Genomic DNA, 17,192 nt, shown 5'->3' with positions numbered 1-17,192 from the left:
TCGATCACCCCCGGATCAGTTGTCGCCCAGCCGACGTACGGCTTCGGCGAAGGCGTCCCCGCGGGCTCCGTAGTTGGCGAACATGTCCCAGGATGCGCAGCCGGGCGCGAGCAGCACGGTGTCACCCACCTGTGCGAGCTTCGCCGCCTCCCCCACCACGATCTCCATGGCTCCAGTGTCGGTTGCCTCGATCACGATCCTCGGGACATCCGGTGCGTGTCGCTCGAGAGCTTCCGCGATCACGGCCTTGTCCTGACCGAGCAGTACGACGGCACGCAAACGTTCCCGGGCCGCGATCACCAGCTCGTCGAACGTCGCACCCTTGGCCTGACCACCGGCGATCCACACCACGTGCTCGTACGCGAGCAGCGACGCCTGGGCGGCATGCGGGTTGGTCGCCTTCGAGTCGTCGACATAGTTGACCCCGGCAACGTCCGCGACGTGCGCGATCCGGTGCTTGTCCGGCCTGAACCCACGCAGCCCGTCCCGGACCGCCGTCGCCGGTACGCCGAACGCCCGGGCCAGCGCGGCCGCGGCCAGCGCGTTCGCCACGTTGTGCGGCGCGGGCGGATTGACGTCGTCGATCGTGGCCAGCTCCAGCGCCGACGTCGCTCGCTGCTCGACGAACGCGCGGTCCACCAGCAAGTCGTCGACCAGGCCGACCATCGACAGTCCCGGCGTACCGAGCGTGAAGCCGATCGCGCGGCAGCCCTCGATCACGTCCGCGTCCATCACCAGCTGCTCGGTGGCCGGGTCGGCGGCGTTGTACACGCACGCGACCTGGCAGTTCTCGTAGATCCGCCCCTTGTCCTTGGCGTAGGCGTCCATCGAGCCGTGCCAGTCGACATGGTCCGGCGCGAGATTCAGTACGGCGGCCGAGTGCGCGGACATCGAGTGTGTGAAGTGCAACTGGTAGCTGGACAGCTCGACCGCGATCACGTCGTACGGCTCGGGGTCCATCACGGCCTCGAGCAGCGGCAATCCGACGTTGCCCGCAGCAACAGCTCGGTGACCCGCGGCGGTCAGCATCGCGGTCAGCATCTGCACTGTCGTGGTCTTGCCATTGGTGCCGGTGAGGCACAACCAGGGCGCGGCGTTCGCCGGGTCGCGCAGCCGCCAGGCCAGCTCGATCTCACTCCAGATCGGCACCTCCCGCTCGGCCGCCTGAGCGAGCAGCGGCGCGTGCGGCGGTACGCCAGGCGACGTCACGACGACATCGACTTCCTTGGGGAGTTCCGCCGTACTGCCGGGACCGAGGGTGACCTTGGCGCCGAGGACCTCCAGGATCTGCGCCTTCTCGCGCAAGCCCTCGTTGTCCCGGTCGTCGAGTACGGCGACGTGCTCAGCGCCGGCCTGGAGCAGCGAGTCGGCACACGCGTAGCCCGCTGTGCCGAAGCCCAGAACGACGAACCGGGTCGTCGCCCAGCCGTCATCGATGCGTGTTCGCAGTGTCACGGGGCCTCCCGCCCTGGACTGAGGAGCGCAGGGAGCGAAGCGACTGAAGCGACGAGGGAAGGGCGGGAGCCAAGGCCCCGTGACCCGCCGTGCCGGAGGCGCGGCAATTCAACACAGCTCATGAGGCCACCCACTCCGCGTAGAAGATCCCGAGACCGATCACCACGCACAGGCCCTGGATGATCCAGAACCGGATCACCACGTTCACCTGCTCCCAGCCGAGCATCTCGAAGTGGTGCTGCAACGGCGCCATCCGGAAGATCCGTTTGCCGACACCGGTGGTTCGCTTGGTGACCTTGAAGTAGCTGACCTGCAGGATCACCGAGGCGGTGATGATGACGAACAGACCGCCGAGCAGCAGCACCAGCAACTCGGTCCGGGTCATCACCGCCATGCCGGCCAGTGCGCCACCCAGCGACAGCGAACCCGTGTCACCCATGAAGATCTTGGCCGGCGAGGCGTTCCACCACAGGAAGCCGAACAGCGCACCTGTCAACGCGGCGGCGACAACTGCGAGGTCATGCGGATCCCGGACCTCGTAACACTTCGCGCCGACGCCCTGCGCGGTCGCGCAGCTCTGGTTGAACTGCCAGATGCAGATCAGCGTGTAGGCGCCGAACACCATCATCGAGGCGCCGGTGGCCAGACCGTCCAGACCGTCGGCGAGGTTGACGCCGTTCGACATCCCGGCGATCAGCAGCAGGATCCAGATCACCACGAGGATCACCGGCAGCTCCAGCCAGCCGATGTCGCGGATGAACGAGATGAACGGCGATGCCGGCCGCTGGCCGCGCTCGTCCGGGAACTGCAGCGCGAGGACCGCGAACACCACCGCGACCATCGTCTGACCGGCCAGTTTCGCCTTGCTGCGCAGGCCGAGGCTGCGCTGCCGGAAGATCTTGATGAAGTCGTCCAGGAAGCCGACCGCGCCCATCCCGGCGAACAGGAACAGCACCAGCAGCGCCGAGGCGGTCGGCGGGGTCATCGTGAACAGCTTTGCCGCGAAGTACCCGATGATGGTGGCGAGGATGAAGACTGTGCCGCCCATGGTCGGCGTACCGCGCTTGGTGTGGTGCGAAGTCGGGCCGTCGTCGCGAATCTCCTGGCCGTAGCCGCGCCGGGCCAGCAGAGTGATCGCCCAGCGCGTGCCGAGCAGTGTCAGCACCATCGAGACGGCACCGCCGAACAGGATCGAGATCACTGCGCGTCCTCCCCGATCAGCGCGTCCGCGAGACTGCGGAGCTTCGACCCCTTCGAGGACTTCACCAGTACGACGTCACCCGCGTGCAGCTCGGATCGCAGCAGCTCGAGCGCTTCCGGGATGCTGTCGACGTAGGCCGACTCGTTGCCCCAGGAGCCTTCCAGCGAGGCACCGAGATGAATGGGTTTCGCCCCCGCTCCGACCACGAGCAGCCGGTTCACGTCGAGTCGCACCACCAGCCGCCCGATCGCGTCGTGCTCGTCGGCTGACGCGTCGCCCAACTCGAGCATCTCGCCGAGCACCGCCCAGGTCCGCGCCCCGCGCGAGCGGCCGATCGCGACCAGTGCCTTCAGTGCGGCGCGGGTCGAGTCCGGATTGGCGTTGAAGGCATCGTTGATGATCGTGACGCCGTCCGGGCGCTCGGTCAGCTCCATCCGTGCCGCGGACACCCGCGTGGCGGCGTTGAGGCCGTCCGCGAGTTGCTCGGGGGTCATACCGACCGCCGACCCGACGGCAGCGGCGGCCAGCGCGTTCGACACGTAGTGCTCGCCGATGAACTGCAGCTGGATGTCGCTGCTGAAGTCACCGATGCGCAGGGTGAACGCGGGCTGTCCCTCGGCGTCGAGCTTCACGCCCTCCGCCCGGATGTCGGCCTCGGGTGCCTCGCCGAAGGTCAGCACCCGTTCCCGCGTCCGGCTTCGCATCGCGGCGACGCGATGGTCGTCGGCGTTGAGCACCGCGGTACCGCCGGCGGTCACGGCATCGATCATTTCGCCCTTGGCGACGGCGATGTTGTCCTGGGATCCGAACTCGCCGATGTGTGAAGTACCGACGTTCAGCACCAGCCCGATCTTCGGCGGCGTGATCCCGGCCAGGTAGGTGATGTCGCCCTGGTGCCGCGCGCCCATCTCGGCGACGAGGTACTTCGTGCGCTCCGTCGCCTGCAGCGCGGTGAGCGGGTGCCCGATCTCGTTGTTGAACGAACCCTCCGGCACCACGGCCTCGCCGTGCGAGCGGATCAGCTGCCCGATCAGGTCCTTGGTGCTGGTTTTCCCCGACGAGCCGGTCAGCGCGATCACGGTCAGGTCGGGAAGGCGGCTGACCACCAGGCGGGCCAGCGCTCCGAGCGCGGCCTGCGGGTCGGCGACGACGATGCAGGGACTGCCCTCGACCGGCCGGGCCGTCAGTGACGCCGTGACGCCTGCGGCGGTCGCCGTACCGACGTAGTCGTGCCCGTCGACGTTCTCGCCCGGCAGGGCGACGAACAGCCCACCGGGGCCGGCGGCTCGCGAGTCGATCACCACCGCGCCGTCCACGACGTCCGACGGGGCGACCCCCGCGAGCTCGCCGTTCACAGCGTCGGCGATCTCGCCGCAACTGACAGGGATCACCGGTCTGCCTCCAACAGCTCACGCACGGTTTCGCGGTCGTCGAACGGGTGGATCACACCGCCGACGTCCTGGCCTGTCTCATGGCCCTTGCCCAGTACGACGACCGTGTCGCCCGGCCCGGCCAGCGAGATCGCGCTCGCGATGGCCTGCCGGCGGTCGCCGATCTCCTGCAGGTCTACGCCCGGGACCGCCGCGCGGGCGCCGGCCAGCGCGGCGGCGCGGATCGCCGCCGGGTCCTCGCTGCGCGGGTTGTCGTCGGTGACGATCACGACGTCCGCCGTCCGCGCCGCCGCGGCACCCATCGCCGGGCGCTTGCCGGGATCACGGTCACCGCCGCAGCCCACGATCGCGAACAGCCGGCCCTTCGTCGCACTCCGCGCGGCCTGCAGCGCCAGCTCGACCGCGTCCGGCGTATGCGCGTAGTCGACGATGACCGCCAGGCCGTCCTCGCGGGTGAACGCCTCCATCCGCCCCGGGACGGTCGCGGTCCGCAGCCCGGCCGCGATCGCCTCGGCGGGTACGTCGAGTTGCCGCAGCATCACGGTCGCGAGCAGCGCGTTCGCCACATTGAAGTCTCCGGGCAGCGCGATCTCGACGGTCAGCGCCTCGTTCGGCCCCTGGATGTCGAGCACAGTGGTGCCGTGCTCCGACTGATGCCGGCCGGCCACCGTCCAGTCGGCGTCGCCCTTGGTGGAGACGGTAACGACAGGTACGACGGTCTGCGCGGCGAGCCGGCGCCCGTACTCGTCATCGATCGTCACCACGGCCACATCACACCGCTCCGGGGTGAACAGCGAGGCCTTCGCCGCGAAGTACTCCTCGAACGTGCGGTGGAAGTCCAGATGGTCTTGCGTCAGGTTGGTGAACCCCGCGACCGCGAAGCGAGCCCCGTCGACCCGGCCCATCGCCAGCGCGTGGCTCGACACCTCCATCGCACACCACGCGACCGCCTGCTCCCGCATCACGGCGAACAGCGCCTGCAGGTCGGTGGCCTCCGGAGTGGTCCGGACGCTCTTCACCACCTCGTCGCCGATCCGGGTCTGGATCGTCCCGATCAACGCTGTCCGGCCGAGCTCACGCAGTACGGCGTCCAAGAGGAAGCTGGTCGTGGTCTTGCCGTTGGTCCCGGTCACTCCGAGCAGGCGCAGCTCACTGGTCGGCTCCCCGTAGATCCGAGCCGCGACCGCACCGAGCACGTCCCGCGGCCTGGCGACCACGAGCACCGGGCGACCGGTTGCCGCGGCCCGCTCCTCGCCCGTCGGGTCCGTGAGTACGGCGACAGCGCCGGACTGCCGCGCTTTCGCGACGAACTCCGCACCATGCGTGACGGCTCCGGGCAGAGCGGCGTACAGGTCGCCGGGGAGGACAGACCGGGAGTCGAGCGTGACGCCGGTGACGTCGGCGGCCGGACCGGTCGGAACCGCAGCTCCGGCGATCCGGGCGACGTCGGCAAGGCTGACCGGCACGACATGTCGTGGCCTGATCGCTGCGACGGCGCCGCCTGCGGCGGTAGGGGTGGACACGGGCCCTGAGGCTACCGCTCCGGACCCTGTGACTCCTACCTGACCCTGCGTCACCAGGTGACGGGAACGTCGGGCTGCTTCGCCCCCGACGGCGGGACGACGTACTTCTGCAGCGCGTAGCTCATCACGTCTCGGAACACCGGTCCTCCTTGGAAGCCACCACCCCGAGCACCCAGGGGATCGTGCAGTACGACGTACGTAACGAACCGTGGGTTGTCGGCGGGAGCGAATCCGGCGAAAGACGTCGCCCATTTGCCGTACTTACCGGTCTTCGGGTCGACCTGCTGCGCCGTCCCGGTCTTGCCGGCCACCAGGTAGCCGTCGATCGCCGCCTGCGGCGCGGTGCCCTTCTTCGCGGTCACCGCCTCCATCATCGTGGCGACCTCCTTGGCGGCCTTCTCGCTCACCACCCGGTGCGGCGCCGGCGTCTGGTTCGGTACGACGGTGCCGTTCGCGTCGATGTAGTTGCGGACCAGCTTCGGCGGGACGTAGACGCCCCCGTTGGCGACCGCGTTCACAGCGGCGGTCATCTGGACCGCGTTCACCGACAGGCCCTGACCGAACGCGACGTTCGACCGGGTCAGCTCGGGCCACTCGTCGCCCGATTTCATCAGGCCGTTGCTCTCGCCGGGGAAGTTCAGCCCGGTCGGCTCGCCGAAGCCGAAGTCGTGCAGGTACTTCACGAACTGCGGGATCCGCATCTGCTGCGCGGCCATGATCGTGCCGACGTTCGACGACTTCGCGACCACGCCGGCGATGGTCAGGTTGAGCGGGCCGTGGTCCCAGTGGTCCTTGATCGTCCGCCGCTGCACCTCGATGCTGCCGGGAACCCGGAGCTTGGTGTTCAGGTCGATCAGCCCGGCGTCGGCGAGGGCGGCCATCGTGACCACCTTCTGCACGCTGCCGGGCTCGTAGGTGCGCTCCAGCGCGGGGTTGTTCAGGTCGGCCGACTTGTACTTCCCGTTCGGGTCGAAGGACGGGTAGTTGGCCATCGCCAGGATCTCGCCGGACTTCACGTCCATCGTGATCACCGTGCCGGAGGTGGCGTGGTACTGCTCGACCGCCTGCTGGATCCGCTTCTCCGCGAAGAACTGAAGGTCCGTGTCCAGGGTTAGCTGCACGCTGACGCCGGGCTTCGGCTCCTCGACCGTGTGATTCGCGTTCGGGATCTTGTTGCCCCGGGTGTCGACCTCGTACATCGCCCTGCCGTCATGGCCGGACAGCTTGTCGTTCAGGCCGTACTCGAGCCCTGACAGGCCCTTGCCGTCAGCGCCGACGACGCCGACCACGGTCGCGGCGACGCTGCCGTTGGGGTGGCTGCGGATCGGGTCGTCCTCGGTGTAGAGGCCGGCCAGGAGCGGAGCCTGCTGCTCCTTGGCCTTGCCCTTGTTCTGCTCGGCGATGTCCGCGTTGCGGGTCTTGATCTCGGCCTCGATCGCGTTCCAGGTCTGGGGGGTGACCTGATGCGCGAGGACCGCGAAGCGGCCTTTGCCGGTCATCGCGGCGATCAGCTTGGCCGACGTCGTACTCGTCAGCTTCGGCGCCAGGATCGCGGCGAGCTGGTCGGCGACCGGCTTCGTCTGGGTCGGGTCGGCGGTGATCGCGACCGCGTCCTCGGACACCGCCAGCTCGACACCGTTACGGTCCTCGATCGACCCGCGCGACGCGTGCAGGATGTTCCCCTGGGTGTTCTCCTTCGTGGCCGCCGCCGCGTAGCTGTCCGGGTCCACGCCCTGCAGCAGCACCAACCGCCCGGCGAACAGCGACAGCACGAACGCCATCACCCCGAACGTCATCCGCAACCGCAACCCCGACCGCCCCAGCTTCAGCATCCGCGGCGGCTTCCTGGCCTTCCGCCGCTGTGGAGGCCGCCTGCTCTGCGGCCGCTTCCGCGGCGGGCTCTTCTTGGCCGCAGCCTTCTTGGTGGGCGCTCTCCCGGCTCCGTCAGGAGCACGGCGAGGCGCAGGCCGACCGGCGGCCGCCTTCGGCGCCTGCTTGCCCCCCGCGCGCTTGCGCGGCGCAGCCGCGCGCCCCGCACCATCGGGCGCAGGGCGCTTCCGCCCACTCGTGGCCCTTCCTTCCCCGCCCGCGGCGGGGCGGCGCGGAGCGCCACCCTCCTGCTCCTCGCGGGCCTGGCGGAGGAGTCTTTCCCGGGTGGATTCGGGACGCTGGGGGGTGGTTCGGGTGCTGTCTGTAGTGGCGGACGGACGGGACGGAGCCTTGCGGGCCGGGTTGCCCCGGCCCGGTTGAGTGCCGCGCTTGCGCGGCGGCTCGCTGCCCCGTCGGTCCGTCATCCGATCATCCCCCGGTGGTCGTGGTGCCCTGCGCTCCCGTCGTACCGGCGCGCGGCTTGTTCGTCGTGGCGGGCGGCTTGTTTCCCGTCGCCGTACCTGTCCGTGCTGTCGTCGTCCCCGGCTTCACCGTGCCCGCCGGCGGCTTGACCACAGGTGGCTTGACCACGGGCGGCTTGACGACCGGCGGTTTGACAGGTGGCTTCGCGACCGGCGGCTTCACCGGCGGCTTGGTCGCGGTGCCCGTCGGCGTCCCCGGACCGAACATCGCCGTACCCGTGCCGGCCTTTCCTTCCGCCGGCACCCCGAGCACCCGCCCGTCGGACAGCCGCAGGAAGACCGGGTTCGGGTTCGGCACCATGCCCATCCGCAGCGCCCGGTCGGCCAGGTTCTGCGGCGACTCGAGCGTCCGGACCTGCTTCTCCAGACCTTCCTGCTGATCGCGCAGCTGGTCGGCCTGGCTGTTCAGCTTGGTGATCTCGAACGTCCCGCTCTGCAACTCCGTGTTGAGCAGCAGCAGGCCGACCAGGCCGGCCGCCAGCAGCGACACCACGAAGATGACGAACGGCATCCGCGGCGGCCGGAACGGCGCGCCATAGACCACCCGCAGCTTCGGCTCCGAGCGCTTGGCCGGAGCGGCCGGCGTGACCCGCGCCTTCTGCGGGCTGAAGACAGTACTCATCAGGCCACCATCCCCTTCTCCCGGATGCGTTCGGCCGCCCGCACGCGAGCGGAGGCAGCCCGCGGGTTCGCCGCGACCTCCTCTTCGGTCGGTCGTTCGGCCCCGCGGGTCAGCAGCTTCAGATACGGCTCGTGCCCGGCCGGAATCACCGGCAGGTCGTCCGGCACGTCGCTCTTCGTCGCGGCCGCGAACGTCTGCTTGGTGATCCGGTCCTCGAGCGACTGGTAGCTCATCACCACGATGCGGCCGTGCAGCGCCAGCGCCGCGAGTGCGGCCGGCAGGGCTCGACGCAGGACCTCGAGCTCGCCGTTCACCTCGATCCGCAGCGCCTGGAACGTCCGCTTCGCCGGGTGTCCGCCAGTACGGCGGGCCGCCTGCGGGATCGCGTTACGAACGAGCTCGGACAGTCGCGCGCTGGTGGTGAACGGCTCGGTCTCGCGCTCCCGCACGATCCGGTCCGCGATCCGCCGGGCGAACTTCTCCTCGCCGTACTGGAACAGGATCCGGGCCAGGTCGGCCGCGCTGTAGGTGTTGACGATGTCGGCCGCCGTGGTCGGGCCGGTGCTGTCCATCCGCATGTCCAGCGGCGCGTCCTGCGCGTACGCGAAGCCGCGCTCGGCCTCGTCCAGTTGCATCGAGGAGACGCCGAGGTCGAACAGGATCCCGTCGATCGCCGGCACGTCGAGGTCGGAGAGTACGCGCGGGAGTTCGTCGTACACCGCGTGGACGAGGGTGATCCGCTCCTGGTACGGCGTCAGCCGGTCACCGGCCAGCCGCAGCGCGGCCGGGTCGCGGTCGAGCCCGATCAGCCGGGCGTCCGGGAACTGCCGCAGGAAGGCTTCGGAGTGACCGCCGAGACCGAGGGTCGCGTCGACGAGGACGGCACCGGGATGCGCGAGTGCCGGCGCCAGGAGCGCGACCACGCGCTCCAGCATCACCGGCACATGCCGCTCCGCAGCGTCCATCCTCGACCCTTCCGTCGCCGCGGGAGCGACCCTGCCCCCGCAGGTTCTGTGGTGTTGCGGTGCCGATCAGTGGTGAGCCGTGCGGAGACGACTCCGTCCGGTCAGATCGCGGGTTCGCCTTCCGGGGAAGTACCTCGGGGTCTTGGCGCCGGGGAAGTGGCGCCAACACATGAGGTCGGAAGTCGGACCCGTGATCTCACCGGACGGCCGGTGTGCTCGCGATGCCGCTTGCCCACTGTTCAGCTTCAGAAGATGCCGGGCAGTACCTCCTCGGAGAGGTCGGCGAATGCCTGCTCCTGCTCCGCGGAGTACCTGTTCCAGTTCTCCGTGTTCCAGATCTCCACCCTGTTCATCGCCCCGATGACGACGCAGTCACGATCCAGTCCCGCGTAATCGCGCAGCATCGGCGGAATGGTGACCCGGCCCTGCTTGTCCGGCACCTCGTTGGAGGCCCCGGCGAACAGCATCCGCAGATAGTCCCGCGCACCCTTGTTGGTGATCGGCGCCTGCTTCAACTGTTCGGTCAGCTGAACGAACTCGCGCTCCGGCCACACGGACAGCGACCGCTCCTGCCCACGCGTGATCACCAGGCCGTCAGCCAGTTCGTCCCGGAACTTCGCCGGCAGGAACAGCCGTCCTTTGTCGTCGAGCTTGGGGAAGTGAGTTCCGAGGAACACGCTCCACCTCCCCGTTGCGGACTCTCCGTCTCAGGCGAGCTGTTTCCACCACTTGGGTTCCACTGCGCTCCACCTTACTCCACTTTGCACCACCGTCAACCAACTTCCGCCCCAATCGCTCCCCGTGCCGCCTGATTCCGGCGCGACTCCACCGCGTGTCGCTGCCGCCTCGATCGCCCAGATCCACGCTCACCCCCTCCACTTCACTCCCCACCCCGCTTCACTCCCCACCCCGCTCCACTCCACTCCCCTCCACTCGCTCCCCGGCCGACCTTGCGCACGCACCAACCAGATTCCGGTGGTCAGAATGGTTGGTGGATGCTCAAAGTGGGGGTCGGGCGCCGGGTGGGTGAACTTTTGGGGGGTGCGGGCCGTGAACCTTGCAGGCGTTCGGTACGTCGTACGCCCCACGCACTGCTTTCTCCGCCCGTACGCTTGGAGGGACGCCAAATCTCGAAACCAGAGACCGACCCGCCGTGAGGGCGTGTGCCGATGAACACCGAAACGCCAGGTAACGAAACCCCCGCTGCTCTAGGCCCGACCCCTACAGCGGGTGAGAATGTGTCGGCCGTCAATGAATGGGGAGGACTCAGGGTGAGCACCACCGCGACCAGCTCGGCGTTGGCAGGAGCCGGGGATTTCGACGAGCTGTCCGAGGTGGCGGGACGTGTCCGCCGGGCGATGGAGCAGGTGATCGAGGGCAAGCCCGACGTGGTCGAGGTCGCCATCACCGTGCTGCTCGCCGAGGGACACCTGCTGATCGAGGACGTGCCTGGCGTCGGCAAGACGATGCTGGCCAAGGCGCTGGCCAAGTCGATCGACTGCACCGTGCGCCGGATCCAGTTCACGCCGGACCTGCTGCCGTCGGACATCACCGGCGTCTCGGTCTTCAACCAGGAAATTCGCGACTTCGAGTTCAAGCCGGGCGCGGTGTTCGCGAACATCGTGGTCGGTGACGAGATCAACCGCGCCTCGCCGAAGACCCAGGCCGCGCTGCTGGAGTCGATGGAGGAGCGCCAGGTCACCGTCGACACCACGACGTACCAGCTCGAGGCGCCGTTCATGGTCATCGCGACCCAGAACCCGATCGAGATGGAAGGCACCTACCCGCTGCCCGAGGCGCAGCGCGACCGCTTCATGGCCCGCGTCGCGATGGGCTACCCGGAGCCGGCCGCGGAGCTGCGGATGCTCGACGGGCACGCGGCCGACGATCCCCTGCTCACGCTGCAGCCCGTCACCGACGGTCAGCAGATCCTGCGCCTCGTGAAGACAGTGCAGTCGGTGCACGTGTCGGAGTCGGTCAAGGAGTACGCCATCGCCCTCGTGGGTGCGACCCGCCGGTCGCAGGAGCTCCGGCTCGGGGCCAGCCCACGGTCGACGCTGCACCTGATCCGGGCCGCGCGCGCGGCCGCGGCGCTCGATGCCCGGGAGTTCGTCCTGCCGGACGACATCCAGGAGCTCGCGGTGCCGGTGCTGGCGCACCGGGTCCTTCCAGCGGCTGAGGCGCATCTCGGTGGGCGCGGTGCAGCCGACATCATCTCCGGGCTGGTGGCCACCGTGCCGCTGCCCCGCACGCGTCGGGACTGAGACATGCGGCAGGCACTGCGCGGACTGACCACCAGGGGGCGGGCATTCCTCGCTGCCGGTATCACCGCTTCGCTGTGCGCGCTCCTGCTCGGGCAGAAGGACCTGTTGCGGGTCGGCGTCCTGCTGGTCGCCCTGCCGGTCGTGGCGGCGCTCGTCGTCGGCCGGACCAGGCTGCGCCTGCAGGTACGGCGCAGCCTCGCGCCGGACCAGGTCCCGGTAGGGACGCAGGCGACGGTCGAGCTTGCGCTGAGCAACCAAGGCCGGATGCCCGCCGGTCTGCTGCTGCTCGAGGACCGCATTCCTTATGTCCTGGGCCACCGGCCACGGTTCGTGGTGGACCGCGTCAGCCCGAACTGGCGTCGTACCGTCACGTACCCGGTCAAGTCCGACGTCCGTGGGCTGTTCCAGGTCGGGCCGCTGATGCTGACCGTGGCCGACCCGTTCGGGCTGGTCGAGACCAGCCGGACGTTCACCCGCAGCCAGCACCTGCTGGTCACGCCGCGGGTCTACCGACTGCCCGAGATCCGGTTGGGCGCCGACCGGGCCGGTTCGGGCGAGAACCGGCCGCGGGCGATCGCGTCGGCCGGTGAGGAGGATGCGACCGTCCGCGAGTACCGCGACGGCGACGACCTGCGCCGGGTGCACTGGCGATCGACGGCCCGCCGCGGCGAGCTGATGGTCCGGCGCGAGGAGCAGCCCTGGCAGAGCCGGTGCACGATGTTCCTGGACGCGCGGACGATCTCGCACCACGGGCACGGACCGTCGTCCAGCCTCGAGTGGGCGGTCAGCGCGGCCGCCTCGATCGGCACCGACCGGATCCGCCGCGGCTACGTCACCACCATGCTCGGTGGGCCGACGACCCTGGCGGCGATCGCCCGTCGCACGTCGGCCGCCGTCCATCAGCCGTTGACCGCGCAGCAGTTGCTGACCGAGTGCGCGACAGTCGAGGAACACCGGTACGCCGAGGTCGGTCCGCTGCTGACCGTCGACCGGCACGCGCAGGAGCCCAGCCTGGTGATCGCGATCGTCGGCGCGTGCAGCTCCGACGACGTCGTCGCCCTGAACCGGTGGCGGACCAGCCAGGCGACCGGGGTCGCGCTGCTGCTGGACGCGGCCAGCTGGGCGGTCGGCGCCGAGGCGACGGAGAAGGCGGCCCGCCTGAGCGCGGCCACCGCCGCCACCGAGAACGAACTGCGCCGGAACGGCTGGCGGGTCGTCAAGGTCCAGCGCGGAGATCACCTACCCACCGTGTGGTCCACCCTCGGACTGCGGAGCGGAAGGATCGCATGACTCTACTTGTGGCCGCGCCTCCGGCGCGGCGGGTCATGGGGCCTTGGCTCCCGGCCTTCCCTCGTCGCTCCAGTCGCTTCGCTCCCTGCGCTCCTCAGTCCAGGCCGGGAGGCCCCATGGCCGGGTTCATGGCCGGGCGTCCGGCGCCGGCGCGGTCAGGGGGCTTTGGCTCATGACCGGTCACGCCAGGATCTCTCTCGCTGCTTGGGGAGCGACCGTACTGGGGTCGCTGGTGCTCACGCCGGTGTTCTCCGGGCCGTTCCTGTTCATCAGTGCGCTGCTGTGCGCCGTGATCACCGGCGTCGGCGTCCTGTTGCAGAACCTGCGCACCCCGCGGGCCGTCGTACCGCTGGTCCAGTTCGTGGTGCTGGTCGAACTGCTCTCGATCTTCTTCCTGAAGGACACGCTGAAGTTCGGGCTGATCCCGTGGAAGGCGACCGCGCTCGAGTTCAACCAGCAGATGGTCAACGCGATGGACTCGATCAACCGGTTCAGCGCGCCGCTGCCGCCGGACTCGCATCTGACCCTGTTCGCGGTCTCGGTGATCTCGGCGACCGGGTTGCTCATCCACATCATCGCCGTACAGCTCCGGCAGGCCGCGTGGGCCGGGTTGCTGTTGCTGATCATGTACACGGTGCCGGCCGCGACCGTGCACGGCGGACTGCCGGCGCTGCTGTTCATCCCGCCGGCGGTCGGCTACATCCTGCTGCTGTCCGCGGAGGGCCGGAGCAGGCTGAGCCGCTGGGGCCGCCGCATCTCCGGGGTGTCGCACCTGGATGCGGCCGAGCCCGTCGAGGCGTCCGCGCTCGGCCAGGCCGGCCGCCGGATCGGCCTGTCGGTGGTCGCGCTGGCCGCCCTGCTGCCGGCGTTGCTGCCGGCCCTGCCGGAAGGTGTCATCGGCAACGGTCTGGCCGGCGCCGGACCGGGGAGCGGGTTCGGCACGTCGATCTCGTCGACCGACCCGATGCTCGACATGGCCAAGAACCTGAAGCAAGGCGACAACGTGGTCGCGCTCACGTACAGGGGCGGCCCGTCCGGCGGGACGTACCTTCGGCTGACCGCGCTCGACCTCTTCGACGGCAACACCTGGCGGATATCGCCCCGGGAGGACGGCCACAAGATCAACGGCGACCTGACTCCGCCGCCGGGCTACATCGGCGACCTGTCCAAGGTCCCGGAGACGAAGATGGAGATCGACGTCACCCGGAACTTCCGGTCCCAGTTCGTGCCGGTCCCCTACCCGCTGCACTCGATCTCCCTGAAGCGGGACTGGCGGTACGACGCCGGCGCCCTCGACATCGTCTCCGCGGGCGGGCAGGTGATCGCCGGCAAGAAGTACAGCGCGACGTCGTACGACCTGCAGCCGACGCCGGATCAGCTGTCCAGCGCGGTCTTCACCGGCCAGCCGGACCAGTACACCAGCGCCGTCCCGCAGCGCACCCCGACAGAGATCAAGACGCTGACCGACAAGATCATTGCCGGTGCCAACGGCAACAAGTTCGAGGCGGCGGTGCTGCTGCAGCAGTGGTTCCGCAGCGGCGGCGGCTTCACCTACAGCACCGAGAACGCCCGCGGCAGCGGGATGAAGGCGATCAGCGATTTCCTGCTGGAGAACAAGTCCGGGTACTGCGAGCAGTTCGCGACCGGGATGGCGCTGATGGCACGCATCGCGGGCATCCCGTCCCGGGTCGGCATCGGCTTCCTGCCCGGTCAGTCCGGCAAGGACGGTCAGTACACGGTCCGGATGCACGACATGCACGCCTGGCCGGAGCTGTACTTCCAGGGCACCGGCTGGGTTCGCTTCGAGCCGACCCCGGCCGCGCGGGTGGCCACCACCCCGAACTGGACGGTCGCCCCCAGCCCGGATCCGACTAACCCGTCGACCGCACCGAGCACCGCACCGAGCTCGCCCGGCGCGACCGGCGACCCCGGCGATATCAGCCGACGGAACCTCGACCCCAACCTGCCGGCCGACAGCGGCATCCCGACCCTGAACAGCGGCAACTGGTGGACCAAGGGCGGGGGCCGTGCGGTCGGGATCGGCGCCGGGGTGATCCTGCTGATTTCTATCCCCTGGATGATCCGCAGCCTGACCCGGCGGCGGCGGTTCGCCCGGGAGCCGGGCCGCGCCTCGGCCGAGGGCTTGTGGGCCGAGATCCGGGACACCTCCCGCGACCTCGGGCTGGACTGGTCCGACGTGTCCACGCCACGACAGACGGGTGAGTGGCTCGTCTCGCAGCTGCCCGCCGAGACGAAGCCCGACGCACTCCGGCTGGCGCGCGGCATCGAGGCGCTCCGGTACGCCGGGGACGCGAATCCAACTGTGGACCTCACGTCGGAGGCGGCCGCCGTACGCAAGGCTCTCTGGAGTCGGGCTCCCCGTCGTCGCCGCTGGCGGGCGCGCCTGCTGCCGCCGTCCTGGCGCTGGTACCTGAACCGGGGCAGCACCGAGGCCTCCGACCTCCTGGACGAGTTCGATCTCCTCCTGGCCCGCCTCCGGTCCCTGGTCCTCCCCCGCCGCCACGCCAACTGAGCACCACAGGGGCCGTGTACTCCACCCGGAGTACACGGCCCTTCGCATGCTCTGCCGCCGGTTCAGGAGGCAAAAAACAACCACACCCGTCCCACCAGGGCACGGGTGTGGTTCGTCGACTGGGTCGCGCTCAGGCGGCGCGTCGCGCTGTCAGAGGTCTTCGTCGCGGCGGCGGCGCCAGCGATCTTCCATCCGCTCCATGAAGCTGCCGGACGAGTCGTGCCGGGTCCGGTGCTTCTTGGCCGGCGGCGGCGGGATGTCGTCGGTGTCCCCGGCGTTGCTGATCCGCTTCATGCTGAGCGCGGCGATGTAGAGGCAGGCGACCATCATCACGAAGCCCACGACTCCGATGATGGTGTTGGGAACGATCGCGCCGGTCATCAGCACCGCGATGCCCAGCACAAATCCGACGCCGGCAAGAACTGCCCGGCGCTTGTAGTACAAGCGCACATTGGTCCCTCGCATGGCGGAAACGAACTTCGGGTCTTCCGCAGCGAGGGCGCGTTCGAGCTGCTCGAACTGGCGCTGCTCTTCTTCCGAGAGGGGCACCGTCGATCCCTCCATGATGAGCGCGATCTCGATAGGCCGCCTTCAGTCTAGGCCGCGCGTGCCCCACACGAAACCCTGACCGCCTGTCCAGCGCGTCACGGTCCGGCAACTGCCCCTACGACACGAGCTCCAAACCCGCGCTCGATGGCATGTCGCTCACAGTTCGCTCACAGCTTCGCGACCGCGGGAAAGCCCCTCCCGCCGCAGGTCACCCGGCGGTCACCGTCCGTGGTCAGCGGGTGGCGAGGATGTGGAGCTGGGTGGCGAGGGCGCGGAAGGCCGGGTGCTGGCTGGCGGCGCGCTCGAGCTCGGCGAGGGACTCGGCGGCCCCCGGTTCGGAGTCGACGAAGGCGGACGGGACGAGATCGGCGAACGTGCGTACGCCGTGCACCGTGTGCACCATGAAGCCGGCGTCGGCGAGTTGCGCCGTGATCCCGGCCTCGTCGAACCGCCGCGGCATCGGATCGGTCGGACCCCAGCGCCCGTCCGGGTCCTGCAACGCCACGCGTGCTTCGGCGAGGTGACCGGCTAGCGCGCGGGCCAGCACGACAGCGTTGCGCTGGGCAACAAGCAGACTCAGTACGCCGCCCTCCCGCAGTACCGAAGCCATCGCCTGCAACGCCTGAACGGGGTCGTCGACGACCTCGAGCACGCCATGGCACAGGACGGCGTCCGCACTCGACTCACCGGCCAGTCCAGGGAGCTCGGCCGCGTCCCCTTGGACGCCACGGACCAGTTCGCTCACACCCTCATCACTGGCACGCCGCTCCAGCGACGCAAGCGCGTCCGGGCTCGGGTCGACGACCGTCACCCGGTGCCCTTCGACAGCCAGTGGCACCGCGAACCCGCCGGTGCCGCCCCCGAGGTCGACGATGTCCAGCCCGGCTCCCGGATCGGTCCGCGCCCGTCCCGCCAGCGCCACCCGCAAAGCCTCGCCTACCAGCGCGGTCCGCACACCCCGCCGCCGCCGATCCACCATCCACAACCCTCCAGCCGGTCCCCCAACGCCCACCCCACCGGGCCACACCCTACTTCCACCCCGCATCCC

Annotated in this window: 13 protein-coding genes; 3 read left to right on the top strand and 10 right to left on the bottom strand. The window is 69.7% G+C overall.

From position 1 onward, the window contains the following. Positions 1-15: 15 nt before the first annotated feature. The 8 genes from murD to mraZ form a co-directional block, all read right to left on the bottom strand. Complete coding sequence (murD, locus tag OG558_RS29325) at positions 16-1,455, bottom strand: UDP-N-acetylmuramoyl-L-alanine--D-glutamate ligase (protein ID WP_405065879.1); 1,440 nt, start codon at positions 1,453-1,455, stop codon at positions 16-18. A 118-nt stretch (positions 1,456-1,573) separates the two neighbouring features. Continuing rightward, a complete protein-coding gene (mraY, locus tag OG558_RS29320; protein WP_405072231.1) occupies positions 1,574-2,623 on the bottom strand; it encodes a phospho-N-acetylmuramoyl-pentapeptide-transferase in 1,050 nt (349 codons plus the stop codon). Positions 2,624-2,652: 29 nt separating this feature from the next. Then, a complete protein-coding gene (gene murF, locus OG558_RS29315; protein WP_405065878.1) occupies positions 2,653-4,047 on the bottom strand; it encodes a UDP-N-acetylmuramoyl-tripeptide--D-alanyl-D-alanine ligase in 1,395 nt (464 codons plus the stop codon). Continuing rightward, entirely contained in the window at positions 4,044-5,570 is a 1,527-nt protein-coding gene (locus OG558_RS29310) for a UDP-N-acetylmuramoyl-L-alanyl-D-glutamate--2,6-diaminopimelate ligase (protein ID WP_405065877.1), read from the bottom strand. The genes murF and OG558_RS29310 overlap by 4 nt, the downstream gene beginning before the upstream one ends. 50 nt (positions 5,571-5,620) lie before the next feature. Further along, positions 5,621-7,402 (bottom strand): peptidoglycan D,D-transpeptidase FtsI family protein, encoded by a 1,782-nt coding sequence (locus tag OG558_RS29305; protein ID WP_405065876.1) that lies wholly within the window; start codon positions 7,400-7,402, stop codon positions 5,621-5,623. A 466-nt stretch (positions 7,403-7,868) separates the two neighbouring features. Continuing rightward, on the bottom strand, positions 7,869-8,543 hold the full coding sequence (locus tag OG558_RS29300; protein WP_405065875.1) for a hypothetical protein: 675 nt from the start codon (positions 8,541-8,543) through the stop codon (positions 7,869-7,871). Continuing rightward, positions 8,543-9,508, bottom strand: coding sequence for a 16S rRNA (cytosine(1402)-N(4))-methyltransferase RsmH (gene rsmH / locus OG558_RS29295; protein WP_405065874.1), 966 nt, complete (start codon positions 9,506-9,508; stop codon positions 8,543-8,545). The genes OG558_RS29300 and rsmH overlap by 1 nt, the downstream gene beginning before the upstream one ends. A gap of 245 nt (positions 9,509-9,753) precedes the next feature. After that, a complete protein-coding gene (mraZ, locus tag OG558_RS29290) occupies positions 9,754-10,185 on the bottom strand; it encodes a division/cell wall cluster transcriptional repressor MraZ (protein WP_132144096.1) in 432 nt (143 codons plus the stop codon). A gap of 648 nt (positions 10,186-10,833) precedes the next feature. On the opposite strand from mraZ, the gene OG558_RS29285 reads away from it, so the two are divergent. The 3 genes from OG558_RS29285 (at position 10,834) to OG558_RS29275 (ending at position 15,595) form a co-directional block, all read left to right on the top strand. After that, positions 10,834-11,772 carry an AAA family ATPase gene (locus tag OG558_RS29285; RefSeq protein ID WP_405072230.1) on the top strand — a complete coding sequence of 313 codons (939 nt, stop codon included), beginning with the start codon at positions 10,834-10,836 and terminating at the stop codon, positions 11,770-11,772. Positions 11,773-11,775: 3 nt separating this feature from the next. Beyond that, positions 11,776-13,062: a DUF58 domain-containing protein gene (locus OG558_RS29280; protein ID WP_329475831.1), complete on the top strand. Its 1,287-nt coding sequence runs from the start codon at positions 11,776-11,778 to the stop codon at positions 13,060-13,062. Positions 13,063-13,234: 172 nt separating this feature from the next. After that, the gene (locus tag OG558_RS29275; RefSeq protein WP_405065873.1) at positions 13,235-15,595 is read left to right on the top strand and encodes a transglutaminaseTgpA domain-containing protein; all 2,361 of its coding nucleotides are present in this window, start codon (positions 13,235-13,237) and stop codon (positions 15,593-15,595) included. A gap of 150 nt (positions 15,596-15,745) precedes the next feature. Here OG558_RS29275 and OG558_RS29270 read toward each other — a convergent pair whose 3' ends face one another. Together OG558_RS29270 and OG558_RS29265 are read right to left on the bottom strand one after the other, a co-directional pair. Continuing rightward, positions 15,746-16,159 carry a DUF3040 domain-containing protein gene (locus OG558_RS29270; protein ID WP_329475829.1) on the bottom strand — a complete coding sequence of 138 codons (414 nt, stop codon included), beginning with the start codon at positions 16,157-16,159 and terminating at the stop codon, positions 15,746-15,748. A 217-nt stretch (positions 16,160-16,376) separates the two neighbouring features. Next, positions 16,377-17,123, bottom strand: coding sequence for a methyltransferase domain-containing protein (locus OG558_RS29265; RefSeq protein WP_405065872.1), 747 nt, complete (start codon positions 17,121-17,123; stop codon positions 16,377-16,379). Between the last annotated feature and the right edge of the window lie 69 nt (positions 17,124-17,192).

Origin of the sequence: Kribbella sp. NBC_01510, from assembly GCF_045040325.1 — a bacterium.
In the GTDB taxonomy this organism is placed as follows: Bacteria; Actinomycetota; Actinomycetes; order Propionibacteriales; family Kribbellaceae; genus Kribbella.
This window is presented reverse-complemented; position numbering and strand designations above follow the sequence as displayed.